The sequence below is a fragment of the Novibacillus thermophilus genome, assembly GCF_002005165.1.
GTDB classification, from domain to species: Bacteria; Bacillota; Bacilli; order Thermoactinomycetales; family Novibacillaceae; genus Novibacillus; species Novibacillus thermophilus.
The window spans coordinates 3,477,936-3,497,587 of record NZ_CP019699.1 but is presented as its reverse complement, the minus strand read 5'-3'; the positions used below and the strand labels follow the sequence as shown (position 1 = coordinate 3,497,587).

General features: G+C 55.4%; 26 protein-coding genes and 1 pseudogene. All 27 read left to right on the top strand.

Features of this window, described 5'->3' with window-relative positions; translation table 11 throughout:
- The first annotated feature begins 133 nt into the window (after positions 1-133).
- The 27 genes and pseudogenes from spoIIR to nuoK all read left to right on the top strand — a co-directional run bounded on the left by spoIIR (position 134) and on the right by nuoK (position 19,650).
- Positions 134-784 (top strand): stage II sporulation protein R, encoded by a 651-nt coding sequence (gene spoIIR / locus B0W44_RS17035; protein WP_169835649.1) that lies wholly within the window; start codon positions 134-136, stop codon positions 782-784.
- Positions 785-874: 90 nt separating this feature from the next.
- Entirely contained in the window at positions 875-1,321 is a 447-nt protein-coding gene (locus tag B0W44_RS17030; RefSeq protein WP_077721068.1) for a GNAT family N-acetyltransferase, read from the top strand.
- A gap of 81 nt (positions 1,322-1,402) precedes the next feature.
- Positions 1,403-2,461 carry an L-threonylcarbamoyladenylate synthase gene (locus B0W44_RS17025; RefSeq protein ID WP_077721067.1) on the top strand — a complete coding sequence of 353 codons (1,059 nt, stop codon included), beginning with the start codon at positions 1,403-1,405 and terminating at the stop codon, positions 2,459-2,461.
- An 80-nt stretch (positions 2,462-2,541) separates the two neighbouring features.
- Positions 2,542-3,222, top strand: a complete 681-nt coding sequence (locus tag B0W44_RS17020; protein WP_228441299.1) for a manganese efflux pump MntP — start codon at positions 2,542-2,544, stop codon at positions 3,220-3,222.
- Positions 3,137-3,658 (top strand): low molecular weight protein arginine phosphatase, encoded by a 522-nt coding sequence (locus B0W44_RS17015; protein ID WP_077721066.1) that lies wholly within the window; start codon positions 3,137-3,139, stop codon positions 3,656-3,658. The genes B0W44_RS17020 and B0W44_RS17015 overlap by 86 nt, the downstream gene beginning before the upstream one ends.
- Before the next feature lie 111 nt (positions 3,659-3,769).
- Complete coding sequence (gene rpiB, locus B0W44_RS17010) at positions 3,770-4,213, top strand: ribose 5-phosphate isomerase B (RefSeq protein ID WP_077721065.1); 444 nt, start codon at positions 3,770-3,772, stop codon at positions 4,211-4,213.
- Positions 4,214-4,218: 5 nt separating this feature from the next.
- The gene (locus tag B0W44_RS17005) at positions 4,219-4,776 is read left to right on the top strand and encodes a TIGR01440 family protein (RefSeq protein ID WP_077721064.1); all 558 of its coding nucleotides are present in this window, start codon (positions 4,219-4,221) and stop codon (positions 4,774-4,776) included.
- A 210-nt stretch (positions 4,777-4,986) separates the two neighbouring features.
- Entirely contained in the window at positions 4,987-6,234 is a 1,248-nt protein-coding gene (locus B0W44_RS17000) for a serine hydroxymethyltransferase (RefSeq protein ID WP_077721063.1), read from the top strand.
- Between the two features lie 101 nt (positions 6,235-6,335).
- Positions 6,336-6,965 (top strand): uracil phosphoribosyltransferase, encoded by a 630-nt coding sequence (upp, locus tag B0W44_RS16995; protein ID WP_077721062.1) that lies wholly within the window; start codon positions 6,336-6,338, stop codon positions 6,963-6,965.
- A 204-nt stretch (positions 6,966-7,169) separates the two neighbouring features.
- Positions 7,170-7,394: an AtpZ/AtpI family protein gene (locus B0W44_RS16990; RefSeq protein ID WP_077721061.1), complete on the top strand. Its 225-nt coding sequence runs from the start codon at positions 7,170-7,172 to the stop codon at positions 7,392-7,394.
- Positions 7,391-7,789 (top strand): ATP synthase subunit I, encoded by a 399-nt coding sequence (locus B0W44_RS16985; RefSeq protein ID WP_077721060.1) that lies wholly within the window; start codon positions 7,391-7,393, stop codon positions 7,787-7,789. Before B0W44_RS16990 ends, B0W44_RS16985 begins: the two co-directional genes overlap by 4 nt.
- Positions 7,790-8,500: a F0F1 ATP synthase subunit A gene (atpB, locus tag B0W44_RS16980; protein WP_077721059.1), complete on the top strand. Its 711-nt coding sequence runs from the start codon at positions 7,790-7,792 to the stop codon at positions 8,498-8,500. It abuts the gene before it with no gap.
- 102 nt (positions 8,501-8,602) lie between these two features.
- Positions 8,603-8,821, top strand: coding sequence for a F0F1 ATP synthase subunit C (gene atpE, locus B0W44_RS16975; RefSeq protein WP_149027062.1), 219 nt, complete (start codon positions 8,603-8,605; stop codon positions 8,819-8,821).
- 170 nt (positions 8,822-8,991) lie between these two features.
- Positions 8,992-9,486 carry a F0F1 ATP synthase subunit B gene (atpF, locus tag B0W44_RS16970; protein WP_077721058.1) on the top strand — a complete coding sequence of 165 codons (495 nt, stop codon included), beginning with the start codon at positions 8,992-8,994 and terminating at the stop codon, positions 9,484-9,486.
- The gene (locus B0W44_RS16965) at positions 9,483-10,022 is read left to right on the top strand and encodes a F0F1 ATP synthase subunit delta (RefSeq protein WP_077721057.1); all 540 of its coding nucleotides are present in this window, start codon (positions 9,483-9,485) and stop codon (positions 10,020-10,022) included. Before atpF ends, B0W44_RS16965 begins: the two co-directional genes overlap by 4 nt.
- 29 nt (positions 10,023-10,051) lie before the next feature.
- Positions 10,052-11,565 (top strand): annotated as a pseudogene (atpA, locus tag B0W44_RS16960) (F0F1 ATP synthase subunit alpha).
- A 145-nt stretch (positions 11,566-11,710) separates the two neighbouring features.
- Positions 11,711-12,565: an ATP synthase F1 subunit gamma gene (atpG, locus tag B0W44_RS16955; RefSeq protein WP_077721477.1), complete on the top strand. Its 855-nt coding sequence runs from the start codon at positions 11,711-11,713 to the stop codon at positions 12,563-12,565.
- Between the two features lie 79 nt (positions 12,566-12,644).
- On the top strand, positions 12,645-14,066 hold the full coding sequence (gene atpD / locus B0W44_RS16950) for a F0F1 ATP synthase subunit beta (RefSeq protein WP_077721056.1): 1,422 nt from the start codon (positions 12,645-12,647) through the stop codon (positions 14,064-14,066).
- 28 nt (positions 14,067-14,094) lie between these two features.
- Positions 14,095-14,496 (top strand): F0F1 ATP synthase subunit epsilon, encoded by a 402-nt coding sequence (locus tag B0W44_RS16945; protein ID WP_077721055.1) that lies wholly within the window; start codon positions 14,095-14,097, stop codon positions 14,494-14,496.
- Positions 14,497-14,656: 160 nt separating this feature from the next.
- Positions 14,657-15,031, top strand: a complete 375-nt coding sequence (locus B0W44_RS16940; RefSeq protein ID WP_077721054.1) for an NADH-quinone oxidoreductase subunit A — start codon at positions 14,657-14,659, stop codon at positions 15,029-15,031.
- Entirely contained in the window at positions 15,022-15,540 is a 519-nt protein-coding gene (locus B0W44_RS16935) for a NuoB/complex I 20 kDa subunit family protein (protein WP_077721053.1), read from the top strand. The genes B0W44_RS16940 and B0W44_RS16935 overlap by 10 nt, the downstream gene beginning before the upstream one ends.
- The gene (locus tag B0W44_RS16930; RefSeq protein WP_077721052.1) at positions 15,537-16,229 is read left to right on the top strand and encodes an NADH-quinone oxidoreductase subunit C; all 693 of its coding nucleotides are present in this window, start codon (positions 15,537-15,539) and stop codon (positions 16,227-16,229) included. Before B0W44_RS16935 ends, B0W44_RS16930 begins: the two co-directional genes overlap by 4 nt.
- A 25-nt stretch (positions 16,230-16,254) precedes the next feature.
- A complete protein-coding gene (locus tag B0W44_RS16925; protein WP_077721474.1) occupies positions 16,255-17,337 on the top strand; it encodes an NADH-quinone oxidoreductase subunit D in 1,083 nt (360 codons plus the stop codon).
- Complete coding sequence (gene nuoH, locus B0W44_RS16920) at positions 17,337-18,350, top strand: NADH-quinone oxidoreductase subunit NuoH (protein ID WP_077721051.1); 1,014 nt, start codon at positions 17,337-17,339, stop codon at positions 18,348-18,350. Before B0W44_RS16925 ends, nuoH begins: the two co-directional genes overlap by 1 nt.
- A gap of 75 nt (positions 18,351-18,425) precedes the next feature.
- Complete coding sequence (gene nuoI, locus B0W44_RS16915) at positions 18,426-18,845, top strand: NADH-quinone oxidoreductase subunit NuoI (RefSeq protein WP_077721050.1); 420 nt, start codon at positions 18,426-18,428, stop codon at positions 18,843-18,845.
- 2 nt (positions 18,846-18,847) lie between these two features.
- Positions 18,848-19,345, top strand: coding sequence for an NADH-quinone oxidoreductase subunit J (locus B0W44_RS16910; protein WP_077721472.1), 498 nt, complete (start codon positions 18,848-18,850; stop codon positions 19,343-19,345).
- Complete coding sequence (gene nuoK / locus B0W44_RS16905) at positions 19,345-19,650, top strand: NADH-quinone oxidoreductase subunit NuoK (protein ID WP_077721049.1); 306 nt, start codon at positions 19,345-19,347, stop codon at positions 19,648-19,650. The genes B0W44_RS16910 and nuoK overlap by 1 nt, the downstream gene beginning before the upstream one ends.
- Positions 19,651-19,652: the final 2 nt, after the last annotated feature.

The following is a 19,652-nucleotide window of genomic DNA, read 5'->3' as shown; positions in this document are numbered from 1 at the left end:
CTTTTTAAAGATCTCCTGTGTCGGTACACATAATAACTTTTAGCGATAAACGACTTTTGTAGAGTGGCGTTTAGCCCTCTTTCCTTCTGTCCATACTGGAGGACAGGAGAGGAAAGCGAGGGAGACAGCCATGATGCGTAAGTACGTGTTTATCGCATTGGCACTTTTTGTGTTTATTGTCAATGGAGAAGTTCAACACAATGAAGCCGTTGTCGCGTCTTCTGGACCGATACCTGAAGACGCGATTCGCCTCAGAATTCTGGCCAACAGTGACGCCCCCCGAGACCAGTGGTTAAAACGAAAAATACGTGATGACGTCGTCGACTACATGGAACAACTGACCGGCGAAATGGACAGCCTCGAGACGGCGCGCAAGCTCATCGTCAGCCGCTTGCCAGACATCAAGCGTCGGGCGGAAGCGATAGCCCGAGCGTACGGCTTCACGTACAGTGTAGACGTCGATTACGGGTACATCCCGTTTCCGACGAAAATGTACGGAAACCGCGTCTACCCGGCGGGCGAGTATGAGGCGGTCAGAATTTCCCTCGGCTCGGGTACCGGAGCCAATTGGTGGTGCGTCCTCTTTCCCCCCCTGTGCTTTGTCGACATGACCAATGCCGATGCGGTAACCGACGATAGCGCAGGAGAAGGCAGACAGTCGGAGCCGGAAAGTGAAAAGCGATCGCCCGTCGAGGAAGCAGAAGGCGGAGACGAAGTCGAAGTTCGTTTCTTCCTTCTCGATTGGTTTCACGACTTTATGGACAAAATTAAGCGTGCTTTTTAGCATCAGCCGCCCAACTGGGCGGCTGATGTACTATTTGGGGAGCGTCTGGCATACCCATGTGTAAAAAAAGTGAGAGGATGTTATCAAACAGTGGCGACGATTGTACGGTTGGCGACAGAAAAAGACGTTCCTCGCATCGAGCGGTTGTTGAAAAAGGCGAACGTGCACGCTTCCGGTGTGGACAAGCCGGGAACGACTTTTTTAGTCGTCGAAAGTCAAAAGCGTGACACGAGTCAGTTGATCGGAACGGCTGGTGTCGAGTTGTACGGCAAGAAAGCGTTACTGCGCTCGCTCGTCGTGGACAGCGGAGCAGGAAACGCCCGCATCGGCGTCGAGGTGATGCGGGTGTTGCTCGCATTTGTCCAGGAACAAGGTGTGCAAGAACTGTACCTCTTGACGCGTATGCCGTCACTTTTCTTTGAACCGTTGGGCTTTTCAAAAATCGACCGGGACGCATTGCCTGACGACATCAAGATGAGTACACATGTGCAGGACAGTGGAAGCGAAGCGGTGACGATGGTTCATTGGCTGGGCTGAGGACGTTGTCACTTTGCGCTTTAGGGGCAAGAAGTGGTAGGATTATGTCATCACAAGTAAGATAGAAAATGGAGAGACCTGATGAAAACACGCGTATGGACCGTCTACCTCCATCAGCGGAAGACGACGCTAACGGAACATCCTGCGATCCAAGAGGCGGCTTCCCGCTTAAGAGAAGGGGCGTTAATTGCCTTTCCGACCGAGACGGTGTACGGCCTCGGGGCTGATGCCCAAAACGACAAGGCCGTCCAGTCCATCTTTCGTGCCAAAGGGCGGCCTGGGGATAATCCGCTCATAGTGCACATTGGCGAACACTCTCAGCTGTCAGACATCGCGGCACACGTGCCGTCCGTTGCTGAGAAGTTAATGGATCGCTTCTGGCCGGGGCCGTTGACGCTCGTGCTCCCGTCGGCCGGGACGGTGTCGGACAACGTGACGGCCGGCTTGCCGACGGTGGCCGTACGGCTGCCGGAACATCCTGTTGCACGGGCTTTACTGCAGGTGGCGAGGTGTCCGGTGGCGGCCCCCAGCGCCAACCGTTCCGGCCGCCCGAGCCCGACAGAGGCCCGTCACGTATTAGACGATTTAGACGGGCGCATCGACGGAGTGATCGACAGCGGCCCAACAGGGTACGGACTGGAATCGACGGTATTAGACGTCACAGGGGATGAGCCGGCGCTTCTGCGGCCCGGAGGAATTACTGTCGAACAGCTGGAACGCGTATTGGGGTCGGTCACGACAGACCCCACTCTCATCGACAACGCAACGGACCGTGCTCCGCGCTCTCCGGGCATGAAATACCGCCATTACGCACCGCAGGGGGAAATGACGTTAGTGGGCGGAAGCGAAGGGGACATGGTCCGTCGCATTCAAGCCCTTGCCGATCAATACCGTGCCGAGGGGCTGAAAGTTGGCATCTTGACGACGGAAGAGCGAAAGGAAGAATATCGGGCCGACGTGGTCGTTGCGTGCGGCAGCCGCAAGGCGCTGCCCACTGTAGCTCGCGGTTTGTACCGCGCCTTGCGCCAGTTTGACGACGCCGGGGTAGAACGCGTGCTGGCCGAGTCGTTTCCAGAATGCGGGTGGGGACGAACGATTATGAACCGCTTGAGAAAAGCGGCTGGAGGGCGCGTCATTTAAAGACGGAGCCGCCCCAAGGCTTGTCATGTTTTCCCCGCGCACGGCATATGTTGTACGAGACGTACGTGCGGAGGGATCGCATGGTATTAGATCCGGAAAGCTTGGGGCAGTTCGTAACCTTGTCAATGATCGCCGTCGCTCTTGGGATGGACGCCTTTTCCCTCGGGTTGAGCATCGGAATCCGCGGCCTCGTTTTTCGAAAAATATACGTCATCAGCCTCTTGATCGGTTTGTTTCACTTTTTGATGCCGCTCCTCGGGATCAGCATCGGCAGGTGGCTCGGGGAAGTCATGGGGACCGTCGCCGCGTATACAGGGGGCGTACTGCTTTGTGCGCTGGGGATTAACATGATCTGGTCCGGGTTTCGCGGTGAGACAGCCCGCGTGTCGTGGAATGATTCGTCGTTGTGGAAAATGGTCCTGCTGTCTTTGGGTGTCAGTGTCGATTCCCTGTCGACGGGACTTTCCCTTGGCTTGTTTTCCGCGAATATGACCCTTGCGGCCAGCATGCTCGGCATCGGGGGCGGCGTGATGGCGGGCATCGGACTGACCGTCGGCCGCTTCGCCGGCAGGTGGTTGGGCGATTACGGTGAGTTGGTGGGGGGACCATCCTACTGTCTTTCGGCATTAAATTTTTGTTGTGATCACATTCGTTTTTACCTAAGGAGGGAGTGTGATGCGTATGCGCATCCTGTTCGTCTGTACCGGGAACACATGCCGCAGCCCAATGGCGGAAGGGCTCTTTCGCCGTTTGGCGCGTGAATCGGAATTAGACGTCGATGTCAGGTCGGCGGGTGTCGCCGCCATACCGGGGGCTGATTTTGCTGACAACGCCGTGACTGTACTCAAGGAGCGGGAGGCCCTTTTTGAAGGAAGTGCAACGGCTGTCAGCCCGGAAATCATGGCGTGGGCTGACATCGTGCTGGTGATGACGGCGCAGCACAAGCAATCGTTGTCCGCCCGCTTTACAGAACATGCCGGTAAAATTCACTTGCTGAAGGAATACGTAAACGAGAACGAGAGGGAAAGGAGGCAGTCCCAGAACGCGGACCGACCAAAAGAAAACGGGGAAGCTCCTGCGAGTAACGACATAACCGATCCGGTAGGTGGCACACTAGATGACTACCGACATTGTGCGGACGAGCTGGAATCACTCCTTCGCCGGTTAGTCGCCCGCCTGAAAGCCCAAGGGACCTGAAAAAGCCCCCTTTCTTGAGACAGCTTGAGGGTAGTGAAGGGAAAACGATCTCGCGAGAGCTGCCCAACAAGGTATAATGAAGTGAAAAGAGCTTCGAGGAGGACGACTGAGATGAAAATTGCCATCGGTTCTGATCACGGCGGATACCACTTGAAAGAAGAAATTAAAACGGTGCTGGCGGATTTAGAGGTGGAAATAGAAGATGTCGGGTGTGATTGCACTGACTCTGTCGACTACGCGGACTACGCCCTTCCCGTTGCGGAGAAAGTCGCTGAAGGAAAAGCGGACCGGGGGATTCTCATTTGCGGCACCGGGCTGGGCATGTCTATCAGTGCAAACAAAGTGAAAGGCATCCGTTGTGCTGTGGTCACCGACACCTACTCCGCGCGCATGAGTCGGGAGCACAACGACGCCAACGTGCTCGCACTGGGAGAGCGCGTCACAGGCCCTGGGCTGGCGGCAGACATTGTCAAAGTGTGGTTGCAGACTGAATTCGCCGGCGGCCGTCACGAGCGGCGCATCGGCAAAATTCACGAGATTGAAGCGAAAAACTAGGAGGAATCCGTGTGACGTCCCACATCTCGCAACAGGTCGAGCAGGTGCTGGATGAGCTGCTGGACGTGATGCCCCTTTCTGAAAATCACATTCTCGTCGTCGGGGTGAGTACGAGCGAAGTCCTCGGGGAGCGGATCGGGACAGCAGGGAACCGTGACGTGGCCAAAGCTGTCTTTGCTCCTGTGGAAAAATTGAGCGGCGAACACGGCTTTCACGTCGCCTTCCAATGCTGTGAACATTTAAACCGCGCCCTCGTCGTCCGTCGGGAAACACTGGAACGGTTCAGGCTGGACGAAGTGACCGTCGTCCCTGCTCCGAACGCGGGCGGTTCGATGGCAGCCTACGTTTACCGGCAGTGGCCCGATGCTGTCATGGCCGAAAGTGTACAAGCCCACGCTGGTATCGACATCGGGGACACCTTCATTGGCATGCACTTGCGGCCGGTCGCCGTGCCGGTGCGTCCGTCCGTGAAACGAATCGGACAAGCCCATGTCACCGTCGCCCGGACGCGCCCGAAACTCATCGGCGGCCACCGCGCCGTCTACGTGCTGGACGGCGAGTGAGAGTCTTGCGGGAGAGGGATGTTGTCCACGTTTTTGGTTGAGCAGTTTTCCCAGATCGTCGTATTAGCGACGTACCCTCGTGTCGTACAGTCTCCAGATGGCGAAAAGTGCCGGCCGAGCCATACATCGTGCCTATGACGTCTGAAAGCTTGTGAGACTGTGCTACAATATGGGGGATTTGAGTTTTGTGACGACAGGAGGAGATGTGACTTGGAACACGTCCGGCAAAGCGATCCGCAAGTGGCGGACACCATCGCAAAAGAATTGAAACGGCAGCGAGAAAAAATTGAACTCATCGCTTCAGAAAACTTCGTCAGCCGCGCCGTACTGGAAGCGATGGGAACGGTGTTGACGAACAAATACGCCGAAGGGTACCCCGGCAAACGGTATTACGGCGGCTGTGAATATGTGGACGTCGTCGAAGACATTGCGCGGGACCGAGCTAAAGCCCTGTTCGGGGCCGACCACGCCAACGTTCAACCCCATTCCGGTTCGCAAGCGAACATGGCGGTTTACACTGTCGCCCTTCAACCGGGAGACAAAGTGCTCGGCATGAACCTTGCCCACGGGGGTCACTTGACGCACGGCAGCCCGGTGAACTTTTCCGGACAACAGTACGAGTTTGTCGACTACGGCGTCGACAAGGACACCCACCAAATCGACTACGACGACGTGCGGCGCATCGCGCTGAAGGAGAAGCCGAAACTGCTCGTCGCCGGAGCGAGCGCCTACCCGCGCATCATCGACTTTGAAAAGCTGGGACAGATCGCCAAAGAAGTCGGGGCCTTGTTTATGGTGGACATGGCGCACATTGCCGGTCTCGTGGCGACGGGGCATCATCCGAATCCAGTGCCACACGCCGACTTTGTCACGACGACAACCCATAAAACGTTGCGCGGGCCGCGGGGTGGCATGATTTTGTGCAAAGCTGAACACGCCAAAGCTGTGGACAAAGCGATCTTTCCCGGTATTCAAGGCGGACCGCTCATGCATGTCATTGCCGCGAAAGCCGTCGCCCTCGGCGAAGCTCAACAAGACCATTTTAAACAGTACTCCGAAAAAATCGTCGCCAACGCGAAAGCACTGGCGCAATCTCTTCTCGACGAAGGATTCGATCTCATTTCGGGCGGTACCGACAATCACCTGATCCTCATCGATGTGCGCAACTTAAACCTTACCGGAAAAAGAGCCGAAGAGCTTTTGGACCTTGTCGGAATTACCACCAACAAAAACAGCATCCCGTTCGATCCAGAAAAGCCGTTTGTCACAAGCGGTTTGCGAATCGGGACACCGGCGGTCACGACGCGTGGCTTTGACGAAGCGGCCATGGAAGAAATCGCCGGCATCATGGCGCTGACGCTGAAAAACCCGGAAAGCGAGTCCGCCCACAACGAAGCGCGCAAGCGAGTCGCCGACTTGTGTGAGAAGTACCCGCTCTACCCGGATTTACACGCTTGACGGTGAGTGCCCCCTCTTGGTTGCAAGAGGGGGCCAGGTGTGTGGACATTCGTCCCCTTCCCTTGTAAAATGTTGAAGGAATCCAAAGGAGGCGACAACGTTTGAGCAAAGTACACATACTCGACCATCCCCTTATTCAGCACAAATTGACCTACATTCGGGACAAGCGAACCGGAACGAAAGAGTTCCGCGAACTCGTCGACGAAGTGTCCACGCTGATGGCTTACGAGATTACACGCGGAATGCCGCTCAAAGAGGTGAAGGTGGAAACGCCTGTCGCCCCGGCAACGTGTCACGTCATATCCGGTAAAAAAGTGGGGGTCATTCCGATTTTGCGTGCCGGTCTCGGCATGGTGGACGGCATTTTGAAACTCATTCCGGCGGCGAAAGTCGGCCACATCGGACTGTATCGCGATCCGGATACGCACGAACCGGTCGAATACTACGCCAAGCTGCCATCCGACATTGAAGAGCGGGAACTGATCGTCACGGACCCGATGCTGGCCACGGGCGGGTCTGCGGCGGCAGCCATTCACATGCTCAAAGAGAAAGGAGCCCACAACGTCAAGCTGATGTGCATTATCGCCGCCCCTGAAGGCATTGAGCGCGTGCAAAAACAACATCCGGACGTCGAAATTTTTGTCGCCGCCGTGGACGAAAAACTGAACGAAAAATGTTACATCGTTCCCGGTTTAGGCGATGCCGGAGACCGCTTGTTCGGGACAAAATAACCGTCAAGAAAACGTCAAATTTACATCGGCGAGACCGTCAACATTTGTTTAGAATTTAATGTGTAGTGTAAAAATAACCGTGCTTGTGAACGCGTTGACAAAGTAGTTCCGCTGTTGTAACATGGCGGGGATGGCAAGTCATCGAGATCCCTCCATCACGACTCTGTCGAAGAGACGGCTCAACGTGAGAAAGGGGCCGGACCGTTGAAGAAGGACACATCGAGCCCGTGGCGTGCCTTCGGTCTGTTTGGGGCACTCGGGATGCAGACGGCCGTTTGGATCGTCGCCGGCCTTTTCGCAGGCCGCTGGTTGGACAGCGTGCTCGGCACGGGTCCTATCTTTCTCGTGGTTGGCATCCTGTCCGGAGTGGTCTTAGGCATTGTCGGAACGATCCTTTTGATCAAGCGTTTTTTGGGAGACGGTTTATGAGCGAATTGAGAGTGCGGGTTCACCGCCTAGTCAAAACGATGTGCTACCTTCTCGCTCTGTTTGTCCTGGGTCTTGCGTTTACCGAGTACAAGCACGTGTTTGCGGGTTTGATCCTGGGCGCCGTTGTCAGTCTCGTCAACGCCTTGTACACGGCCGTCAAAGTGCATCAATTCGGCAAACGGGTGGCGGCCGGACTGAAGCCCCGCGGTCTCGGCATGATGACGCGGTTTAGCTTGGTGGCGCTGGCAGCTTTGATCGCCATCCGCTACGCTGAGACGTTCCACTTGCCGTCACTTGCCGTCGGACTCATCCTCGCCACCGTTATACTGTATATTGACGGACTGGTCTACAGTTACCGTCTCCGCCAGTCAGACGTTGAAAGGGGGGAAGATTAGTTGGAACACGAGTCGCCAATTGTCACCTTCATGGGACTGGACTTTAACTTGTCAACGATGCTCATGTCGACGATTGCGGCCGCGATTGTCTTTATCCTCGCCATCGCCGGGTCCCGAAATGCCCGCATCCAAAACGTGAAAGGCATGCAGATGTTTCTGGAGTGGGTGGTGGACTTCGTCAAAGGCTTGATCGCTTCGACGATGGACTACAAAAAGGGCGAGCGATTTCTAGCCCTTGCATTGACCCTCATCATGTTCATCTTTGTCTCCAACATGTTGGGGTTGCCGTTTGCGTTGAGCATTGACCACGAACTGTGGTGGAAATCCCCAACGGCCGACGCCCACGTGACGCTCACACTGTCGGCGATGGTCGTCATTTTAAGTCACTATTACGGCTTGAAACTGCGAGGGCCCGCTGCTTACGCCAGAGAGTACTTTAAGCCGAACCCCTTGTTCTTCCCAATCAACGTCATCGAGGAATTTGCCAAAATTTTAACGCTCGGCTTGCGTCTGTTCGGGAACATTTACGCCGGGGAAGTGTTGCTCGGCTTGCTCGTGTTGGGGTACAACGCTGGCTTTTTTGCCATGCTCGGCGCAGCCATTCCGATGCTGGTCTGGCAAGGGTTCAGTATTTTTGTCGGGACCATTCAGGCCTTTATCTTTACCGTGTTGACGCTGGCCTACATGAAGCAAAAAATTGAAGGGCACTAATGTGGTTTACGGAAGAGAGTGACCGTTTCGCGTTGCTGTTTTCCGTTTCAATACATTCAACTACGCATGAACATTTTTCATAATAAAAGGAGGACGTTACAAGTGGAATTAGGTTTGTTAGCAGCTGGGATCGCCGCAGGTCTTGCGGCCATTGGAGCAGGGATCGGTGACGGCCTGGTCATTAGCCGTGCCATCGAAGGGATGGCCCGTAACCCCGAAATGTCCAACAGGTTGCAGACGACGATGTTCATCGGGTTTGGGCTCGTCGAGGCGCTGCCGATCATCTCTATCGTGATTGCCTTTATGCTGATGTTCTTGTAAGCAAGCGACGAGGAAGTATGGCGAAGTCCGTTTGAGACTTTCGCCATCTTTTACCGCTCAGAACCGTTTACCGGCGAACATCTGAGACTCGTTTGGGCATCACTGTGCCGATCGAAGCTAACGGAAGTGGCAAGAAAGGTGAGTGCCTTGTTGAAAGGAGTGGAACACGCATGGGAGGCATAGAGATATCGTGGGGCACGACACTGTACCAACTGGTCGTGTTCATCATTTTGTTTCTCCTGCTGAAACGGTACGCATTCGGCCCCCTCTTGAACGTGATGCAGACGCGGCAAGAGAAAGTGGAAAAGGATTTGGCCGAGGCCGAGAAAAATCGGCAAGAAGCTGAGAAACTGCTCGCAGAGCAGCGGGAGGAAATGTCGAAGGTCCGCCGCGAAGCTCAAGAAATTTTGGAGCGGGCAAAACAGACTGCCGATAAACAGGCGCAAGACTTACTGGCGCAAGCGCGCGAGGAGGCTGAGCGGCTGAAGGAGGACGCACAGAAGGAAATTCAGCGCGAAAAGGAACAGGCGCTGGCGGCGGTGCGGGACCAAGTCGGGGCGCTGTCTGTCATGCTCGCGTCGAAGATCATTGAGAAAGAAATCGACGAAGCGGCGCAGAAGACGTTGGTCGACGACTACTTGAAAGATGTAGGGGAGCGCATATGAGAGTTGTGGCCAAAAGGTACGCGGAAGCGTTGTTTGAGTTGGCCCGAGAGCGGGGACAATTAGATCGGGTGGTCGAGGAAATAGAACTCGTCAGCCAAAGTGTGCAGGATCACGATGCGCTTGCCGCTTTTCTGCGTCACCCGCGCATTACGGCGGATGAGAAACAGCAGGTCGTTTCCAACATCTTTGGCACCCAGTTAAGCGACATCAGCCGCAATTTTATCAGCCTGCTCATCGAGAGAGGGAGACAGGCGCTGCTTCCGTTCGTGTCTGAGGAGCTGACAGAGCTTGCCAACGAATCCCGCGGTGTTTCAGTGGGAGAGGCCGTCACGGCGATAAAGCTCTCGGAAGCGGATTTAAACCGGTTAGAATCGAGGTTTAGTGCCCTCGTCGGCAAAAAAGTGAAGCTTCAGAACAAAGTGGAACCGGGTATTCAAGGCGGTGTACTCGTGCGGATTGCCGACCGGGTGTACGACGGGAGTGTGGCCGGGAAATTGGCACGGTTCCAGAGACGATTGCAAGAGACGCAAGTTTAATGAGACAGGGGTGAACGACGGGAATGGCTATGAGCATTCAACCAGAAGAGATCAGCTCGTTAATCAAGCAGCAGATCGCCAATTACGAGGCCAAGCTGGAAGTGACGGAAGTCGGGTCCGTCATCTACGTCGGTGACGGGATCGCGCGCGTTCACGGCTTGGCTAACGTGATGGCGGGGAGCTGCTCGAATTTGCGAACGGCGTCATGGGAATGGCGCAAAACTTGGAGGAAGACAACGTCGGGGTGGTCATCCTTGGCCCGTACGACGACATACACGAAGGCGACGAAGTGAAACGCACCGGTCGCATTATGGAGGTTCCCGTAGGGGAGGCGCTCCTCGGGCGCGTCGTCAACCCCCTCGGACAACCAGTTGACGGAAAAGGACCGATTGAGACAAGCGCATACCGTCCGGTGGAATCGAGGGCGCCGGGCGTCATTGACAGGCGGTCCGTATACGAGCCGATGCAGACAGGGATAAAAGCTATCGATGCTCTCGTCCCCATTGGGCGCGGGCAGCGGGAGCTCATCATCGGAGACCGCCAGACCGGGAAAACGACCATCGCGGTCGACACCATTATTAATCAGAAAGACCAGGACATGATCTGTATTTACGTCGCCATCGGACAGAAGGCGTCGACAGTCGCCGGCGTCGTCGAGAAACTGCGCCGCCACGGGGCGATGGACTATACGATTGTCGTCACCGCTTCGGCGTCAGAGCCGGCACCGTTGCTTTACTTGGCCCCGTACGCCGGGTGTGCCATGGGCGAGTATTTTATGTACAAAGGTCAGCACGTGTTGTGCGTCTACGACGATTTGAGTAAGCAGGCGGCAGCCTACCGTGAACTGTCGCTCTTGTTACGCCGTCCGCCGGGGCGGGAGGCGTTCCCCGGTGACGTGTTCTACTTGCATTCACGTCTGTTAGAACGCGCGGCGAAGCTGAACGACGAGAACGGCGGTGGGTCGCTCACGGCATTGCCGTTCATTGAGACGCAGGCCGGGGACATCTCCGCTTACATCCCGACGAACGTGATCTCCATTACGGACGGCCAGATCTTCCTCGAATCTGACTTGTTCTACGCCGGTCAACGCCCGGCTGTCAATGTCGGGCTGTCTGTGTCGCGGGTGGGCGGTGATGCGCAGACGAAAGCGATGAAGAAAGTAGCCGGTACGCTGAAGCTGGACCTCGCCCAATATCGCGAGCTAAAGGCGTTTGCCCAGTTCGGGTCCGATCTGGACAAAGCGACACAAGCGCGGCTTGCCCGCGGCGCTAGGCTGGAAGAAATTTTAAAGCAAGACGAGAACCAACCGCTGCCCATGGAAAAGCAGGTCGTCGCCATCTTTGCGGCCGTCAGGGGATATACCGACGACATTCCCCTCGAAGATGTGCGCCGATTCGAGAGCGAGCTTTTAACCTACATGGAAAGCGAACATGCTGATCTCCTCGAAACGATCCGCACCACGGGACAACTGGAAGACGACACGAGTGAAAAACTCGCACAAGCCGTCGAACAGTTCAAAAAAGGGTTTGCCGTATCCGAATGACCTTGGGAGTACAGGACGGTGCATACAGTCGGCGAACAGGTTGATTCCCAGTGAGAGGGAGTGTTTCAAGCTCACTGCGTGTGTACTGGAAATTAGTCTTTCGCCACAACGTTTTGAGATAAGGTGGTGATACCACGTGGAAAGTATGCGCGACATTAAGCGCCGTATACGCAGCGTCACCAATACGCGGCAGATTACGAAGGCGATGGAAATGGTCGCATCGGCCAAACTTCGCCGCGCCCAGGAAAGGGTTGTCGCCTCTCGGCCGTACGCGGACAAAATGCGCGAAGTTATCGCCAGCATCGCGTCGGGAGCCAGGGGCAACACCCACCCGATGTTGGAAAAACGCGACGTGAAGCGCACCGGCTACTTGGTCATCACGTCGGACCGAGGGCTGGCCGGAGGTTACAATGCCAACGTCCTGCGCAACTTGACGCGGCAGATTGAGAGTCGGCACGACAACGCGGAGGAGTATGTCATTTTTGTCATCGGGCGCAGAGGGCGAGACTTTCTCAATCGCCGTGGGTATCCGATCATCGGCGAAGTGACGAACCTCTCCGATTCACCTGAGTTCGCGGATGTGAAAGACATCGTGGCACGCGCGGTTCAGATGTTTGCCGACGAAGAATACGACGAATTGTACATCCACTACAACCGTTTCGTCAACGCCGTGACCCAAAAGCCGACAGAGAAGATCCTGCTGCCGCTGGAAGGACTGCAAGAAGGCGAATCGGAGGAAAAAGTGCTCTACGACTACGAGCCGTCGGAAGAAAAGGTGTTGGCCGAGTTGTTGCCGAAGTACGCTGAGACGTTAATATACAATGCAGTGTTGGAAGCGAAAGCGAGCGAATTCGGCGCCCGGATGACGGCCATGGGCAATGCGAGTGACAACGCCAGCGAATTGATCGAGACGTTGAACCTGCAGTTTAACAGGGCCAGACAGGCTGCCATTACGCAGGAAATCGCGGAGATCGTAGCGGGTGCCAACGCCCAAGCCTAAGCGGAATGCCGAGGTTGAAACGAACAGGAGTGCTAGGAGTTCGACTGAGTGCGATGAACAACCAACAGGAGGGAAATGTATGAGCAAGGGACGCGTCGTTCAGGTGATGGGTCCTGTCGTCGATGTCGAATTCGACGGCGGCCACCTGCCTGAACTGAACAACGCCATTCGCATCACGCATACAGCCCAATCTGAAAGTGAACGGGACATCGACCTGACCGTTGAAGTTGCGATTCACCTGGGGGACAACCGGGTGCGCTGTATTGCGATGGCGTCGACGGACGGTATCGTTCGCGGCATGCAAGCGACGGATACCGGGCAGCCCATTGCAGTTCCGGTCGGTGAAGGAACGCTGGGACGCGTGTTTAACGTGTTGGGAGAGCCGATTGACGAAGCCGGTCCAGTCGAAGTGAAGGAGCGCCACCCCATTCACAGAGAGGCCCCCGCCTTTGACGATTTGTCGACAGAAGACGAGATTTTGGAAACGGGGATTAAAGTGATCGACCTGTTGGCTCCGTACGCCAAAGGGGGGAAAATCGGTCTGTTCGGCGGAGCAGGCGTCGGCAAGACCGTCCTCATCCAAGAACTCATTAACAACATCGCCCAGGAACACGGCGGGTTGTCCGTCTTTGCCGGGGTCGGCGAGCGGACGCGGGAAGGAAATGACTTGTATCACGAAATGCGCGACGCCGGCGTCCTGGACAAGACGACAATGGTGTTCGGTCAGATGAACGAACCGCCGGGAGCGCGGATGCGCGTGGCCCTGTCCGCCCTGACGATGGCGGAGTACTTCCGGGACGCGCAAGGGCAGGACGTGTTGCTCTTCATCGACAACATTTTCCGCTTCACGCAAGCCGGTTCAGAAGTGTCGGCGCTCCTCGGACGCATGCCGTCTGCCGTTGGATATCAGCCGACGTTGGCAACGGAGATGGGGCAGTTGCAAGAGCGCATCACGTCGACGAAGAAAGGGTCGGTCACCTCGATCCAGGCTATTTACGTGCCAGCAGACGACTACACGGACCCGGCGCCGGCCACGACATTTGCCCACTTGGATGCGACGACGAACCTGGAGCGGAAGCTGACGGAGATCGGAATTTTCCCAGCCGTCGATCCCCTCGCATCGACGTCGCGCATCCTAAGTCCGGCTGTCGTCGGGGAGGAGCACTACGAAGTCGCGCGGGGAGTACAAAAACTGTTGCAGCGCTACAACGAGCTGCAGGACATTATCGCCATTCTCGGAATGGACGAACTGTCTGACGAAGACAAACTGACCGTCAACCGGGCTCGCCGGGTGCAGCGCTTTTTGTCACAGCCGATGCACGTGGCCGAACAGTTTACCGGACAGCCGGGCAAATACGTTCCGGTCAAAGAAACGGTGCGCAGCTTTAAAGAAGTGTTGGAAGGGAAACACGACGATCTCCCAGAAGACGCGTTCTACATGGTGGGAACGATTGAAGAAGCCCGGGAAAAGGCGGAAAGACTACAGGCAAATGCGTCGTAAGTGACGCGGCGCGGGGAGGCAGGCAGAGATGAGTACGATGCAAGTCGATATCGTCACACCTGATCGCAAAGTGTTCAGCGAACAGGCGGAAATGGTGATCGCCAGAACGACAGAAGGTGAGATCGGTGTGCTTCCCAACCATTCTCCACTGGCGGCTATGCTCCAGATTAGTGCCGTCCGCATCAAACAAGACGGCCGTGAAGTGATAGCTGCCATCAGTGGAGGATTTATGGAGGTCAAACCGGAGTCGGTCACGATTCTGGCGGAGTCTTCCGAATTTCCGGAGGAAATTGACGTCGAACGCGCGAAGGCGGCCAAAGAGCGGGCCGAAAAAAGGCTGCGGGAAAAACAGGAGAACATCGACTTTCACCGGGCAGAGCTGGCGCTAAATCGTGCGCTCAACCGTTTGAAAGTAGCCAAAAAGAAATAGGTGGTGAGCGGGAAAGGACGGAAGAGGCCTTTCCCGTTTCCCGTTAGACACAAAGAATGGCATTTGCTATAATTGAGGCGGCATGCATATTGTTCATAATAAATATTAGAAAAGACTGATTCTTAAGGGATCAGTTTCTTGATGTCCGGAGGGAACGTGCATGGAGTACACGAACCACTACGTCGTCCTCGCTATTTTTTTCTTGTTGGCCATTGCCCTTCCGATTGTAGCTTGGACGATTGGCCGGTTGTTGCGACCGTCCAAACCGTACGAGGCAAAGTTGCTCCCTTATGAGAGCGGTATCGACCCGTACCAGCAAAGCTGGCTGCAGTTTAACGTCCGTTACTACATGTTCGCCTTGCTGTTCGTCATTTTCGACGTTGAAACCGTCTTCCTCTACCCTTGGGCTGTGGCGTACGACGTGTTGAGAAGCGACATTGGACTGTTCATCCTGCTAGAAATGGGAATCTTCGTCTTCCTTCTGATCATCGGCCTCATCTACGCTTGGAAGAAGAAGGTGTTGGAATGGATATGAACCTTGAACAACTGGCCGTAGACGAGCAAGAAGCCGTCGAGCGGAACGTACTGTTTACGACTCTGGAACAAATTAAGGCGTGGGCGCGCAGCAATTCGATGTGGCCGCTGCAGTTCGGCCTTGCCTGCTGTGCCATTGAAATGATGACAGCCAGTACAGCACGGTACGATTTCGACCGCTTTGGCGTGTTCTACCGCAGCTCACCGCGGCAGGCCGACGTCATGATCGTTTCCGGGACCGTCACGAAGAAGATGGGGCCCGTCATTCGGCGCTTGTACGATCAAATGCCGGAACCGAAGTGGGTCATCGCCATGGGGTCGTGTGCGACGGCCGGAGGGCCCTACGTGAAATCGTATTCAGTCATCAAAGGGGTCGACCAGATCATCCCCGTTGACGTCTACATCCCGGGCTGTCCGCCGAACCCGGCTGCCCTCATTTACGGCGTGAACAAATTGCAGGAAAAGATTCGCTACGAAGCGAAGACTGGGAAGAAGGTGACCAGTCAGTGAGTGATGAACAAAAACCTGTCCAGCCAAAAAGTGAAACAGCAGCAAAAGATGCCGTCAACGGCGAAAAGGGGGCGGTCTCAGACGCAGATGAAAGGGAGAAAGCCCGAAAAGTAAAAGAGGCGAAAGAAAAAGCCGCCCAGAAGGCGAAAGAGGCTAAAGCGCGGCCGAGGCGCACGCCGAAAAAGAAAAAGGAAGAGCCCCTTGAACCGTCGCCGAAACAGCCGCTCCTCGACGCCTATGTGGCCAAACTGAAAGAAGCGTTCGGGGACGACGTCGTAGAAGAAGCGCACATCAACCGTCCGAACGGACATTTGCCGACGATTCGCGTCAAACGGGAAACGTGGCTGGACGTCGCGCACATGTTAAAAGCAGACGACGCGTTTGCCTTTGATTACTTAAAGGATTTGACAGCTTACGACGATCAAGACTACATGTCCGTCGTCACGCACTTGTACTCGTTTTCCAGGAACGAGATGTTGGCCGTCCACGTTCATACGGAACGCGAGCCGGCCTGGGTGCCGTCTGTCACACCCGTTTGGCGCGGTGCCAACTGGAACGAGCGGGAAGTGTACGACCTGTTTGGCATCGAATTTAGGGGACACCCGAATTTGAAGCGCATTTTGCTGCCAGACGACTGGGTCGGGCACCCGTTGCGCAAAGACTACGTTCCGTTGGACGAGGAGGTGTAGCCCCTTGGCAGTGCGAACAGAAGAAATGTTGCTAAACGTCGGCCCCCAACACCCGAGCACCCACGGCGTGTTTCGCATCGTCATCAAAATTGACGGTGAAATCATTCAAGAAGCGCGTCCCGTCATCGGCTATTTGCACCGCGGTACGGAGAAACTGGCAGAAGATTTGTCCTACACGCAGATTATTCCGTACACGGACCGCATGGACTACTTGTCGGGTATGACGAACAACTACGTCATCTGCCACGCCGCCGAAACACTCATGGAGCTAGAAATCCCGGAGCGCGCCGAATACTTGCGCGTCATTGCCATGGAACTCAATCGCATCGCCAGTCACTGTCTGTGGTTCGGCACCTTTCTGCTGGACTTGGGGGCGACGACTCCGTTTTTGTACTCCATGCGGGAGAGGGAGACGATCCTCGATCTGTTTAACGAACTGTGTGGCGCCCGCATCACCTTTAACTACATGCGGGTGGGCGGTGTGAAGTGGGATGCGCCGGACGGCTGGATTGAGAAGGTGAAGAACTTTCTCCCCGTCATGAAAGAAAAGATTGACGAGTACGAAGATTTCGTATCGAACAATGAAATCTTCCTCAACCGGACGAAGGGGATCGGAAAGTACACGAAGGAACAGGCCATCGACTACGGCTTGAGCGGCGTCAACTTGCGGGCAACAGGTGTAAAGTGGGACTTGCGCAAAGATCAGCCGTACTCGATTTACGACCGGTTCGAATTCGACGTGCCAACAGGGCAGACAGGGGAAGTGTACGACAAATTCAAATGCCGGATGGAGGAAATGCGCCAATCCGTCCGCATTTTAGAACAAGCTGTCGAGCAGTTTCCGCCTTCCGGCCCGATCATGGCCAAAATTCCGCGGGTCGTGCGGGTGCCGGAAGGAGAGGTGTACGTCGGGATCGAGGCACCGCGGGGGGAGCTAGGCTGCTATCTCGTCAGTAAAGGTAAGTCCAATCCGTGGCGCGTCAAATTTCGCCGCCCCTCTTTCTGCAATTTGCAAATCCTGCCTGAACTGCTGCACGGCGAAAACGTCTCGAACTTGGTGGCGATCCTCGGTTCCATCGACATCGTGCTAGGGGAGGTGGACGCCTGATGGGCCAATTGCTGTCGCAACCGCTGTCCCCGCTAAACGCCACATTGTTCACCTTGGGCGCTGTAGCCTTACTCCTCGTCATTCTCGGGTTCGTGACGTACGCCATTTTGTTCGAGCGCAAAGTGTTGGGCTGGGTGCAATTGCGCCACGGGCCGGTGCGCGTTGGACCGTGGGGCATGTTCCAGACGGTCGCTGACATTCTGAAACTGCTCGTGAAAGAAGATACGATCCCGGCCCAGGCGGACAAACCGCTGTTCAAGATCGCGCCGATCATCGCCTTTGTGCCGTCGTTCGCCATTGTGGCAGTCATTCCGTTCACGGAAAATTTGTATTTTACCGACATCGGGGTGGCACTGCTGTACTACTTGGCCTTGACGAGCATTACAGTGATCGGAATTTTGACCGGGGGCTGGTCGTCCAACAACAACTACGCCCTTTTGGGGGCGATGCGCTCCGCCGCCCAGATGATCAGCTACGAAATACCCCTCATTTTGTCTGTCGTGGGCGTGATATTGGCCGCTGGGTCGCTGAACATGATCGACATCGTTGAAGCTCAGCAGAACATGTGGTTCATCGTGCCGCAAATTCTCGGGTTTGTCATCTTTCTCATCGCGTCTATTGCGGAGTTGAACCGGGTGCCGTTCGACTTGCCAGAAGCTGAATCGGAACTTGTGGCCGGTTATTTTGTCGAGTACAGCGGATTTCGCTGGGCATTTTTCATGCTCGCCGAGTACGTGTACATCTTCGCCATGTCATCGCTGACGACCGTGCTGTTTCTCGGCGGTTGGCATCCGCCGTTCGACTTTCTCGGCTTCATCCCCGGCATCGTCTGGTTTTTACTTAAATTTTTGCTGATCGTCTTTTTCTTGTTCTGGGTGCGGGCCACGTTGCCGCGCATCCGTATCGACCAGCTGATGAGCCTCGGGTGGAAAGTTCTGTTGCCCCTCGCAATCGCCAACATCTTCCTTTCCGCCCTGTTGAAAGAGGTCCCGTGGATTAGCCAGTTCTACTAGAGGCCCATAGGTTCGAGGACGACAGAAGGCGAGGGAGCACAAGAAATAATTTCTCAAACGAAACGGGGTGATCGCATGCAAGGCATCATTAAAGGCCTCGCGTACACACTGAAGCACATACCGAAAAAAAAGGTGACCCACCACTATCCCGATGAGCCGATGGAGATGCCCGACCGCTTCCGAGGCATTCAGCACCTCGATCCGGAGAAGTGCATCGTGTGCAACCAGTGTGCCCGCGTCTGCCCGACCGATTGCATTACGCTCAGCGGACGACCCCATCCGGATCCCGGCAAAAAGGGGAAGATTCTGGACACGTATAACATCAATTTTGAAATCTGCATTTTGTGCGACTTGTGCACCGAAGTGTGTCCGACAGAAGCGATCGTGATGACGAATAACTTTGAGCTGTCTGCATACAGCCGCGACGATTTGTACAAAGACATGGAGTGGCTGCATGAGAACAACACCAATATCCGGAGTGAGAACAAAGTATGAATATAACCGGAGAGTTCGTCGCCTTTTTTGTACTGTCCGTCTTCGCCATCGGCGGCGCCGTGTTCATGATTAACTTTACAAAAGTGGTGCACATGGTGATCTCCATGGCCGCCACGATGTTAAGCGTGGCAGGTATCTTTTTCTTGCTGAACGCGGAGTTCGTCGCTGTCGTTCAAGTGCTCATCTACTCCGGGGCCGTCACGATTCTCATGTTGTTTGGGATCATGCTGACGCGGCATACTGGGGAAGAAACGCCGACCCGCCGCCCGCTGCACCGGGGTCTCAGCTTTGTCGCCGTCGCCGTGCTGTTCGCCTTTCTCATGTGGGGGATTAACACGACGCCGTTTCCGGGAGAGGCGGCAGACGTCAGCACGTTCACTGTCGAAAATATCGGGTTGACGGTATTTAAACAGTTTGTCATCCCCTTCGAACTGCTTTCTGTGCTGTTACTGGTCGCCCTTGTCGGCGCCATTATTTTGGCGAAGAAGGAGGCGGAGTAATGCCGGTATCGTCTTACCTCGCGTTAGCGGCAATTTTGTTTTGCATCGGTTTGTACGGCGTCCTGACCAAGCGAAATGCTGTCATCGTCCTGTTTTGCATCGAACTGATGCTCAACGCCGTCAATATCAACCTGGTCGCCTTTGCGAAGTACGGGATCGGCGCAAACGTGACGGGGCACATTTTCAGCTTGTTTACCATTACGGTGGCGGCAGCCGAAGTTGCCGTCGGCATCGCGATTCTCATTGCACTTTACCGCAGGCGAGAATCTGTTAACGTCGAAGATATGAATACACTTAAACGCTAGAG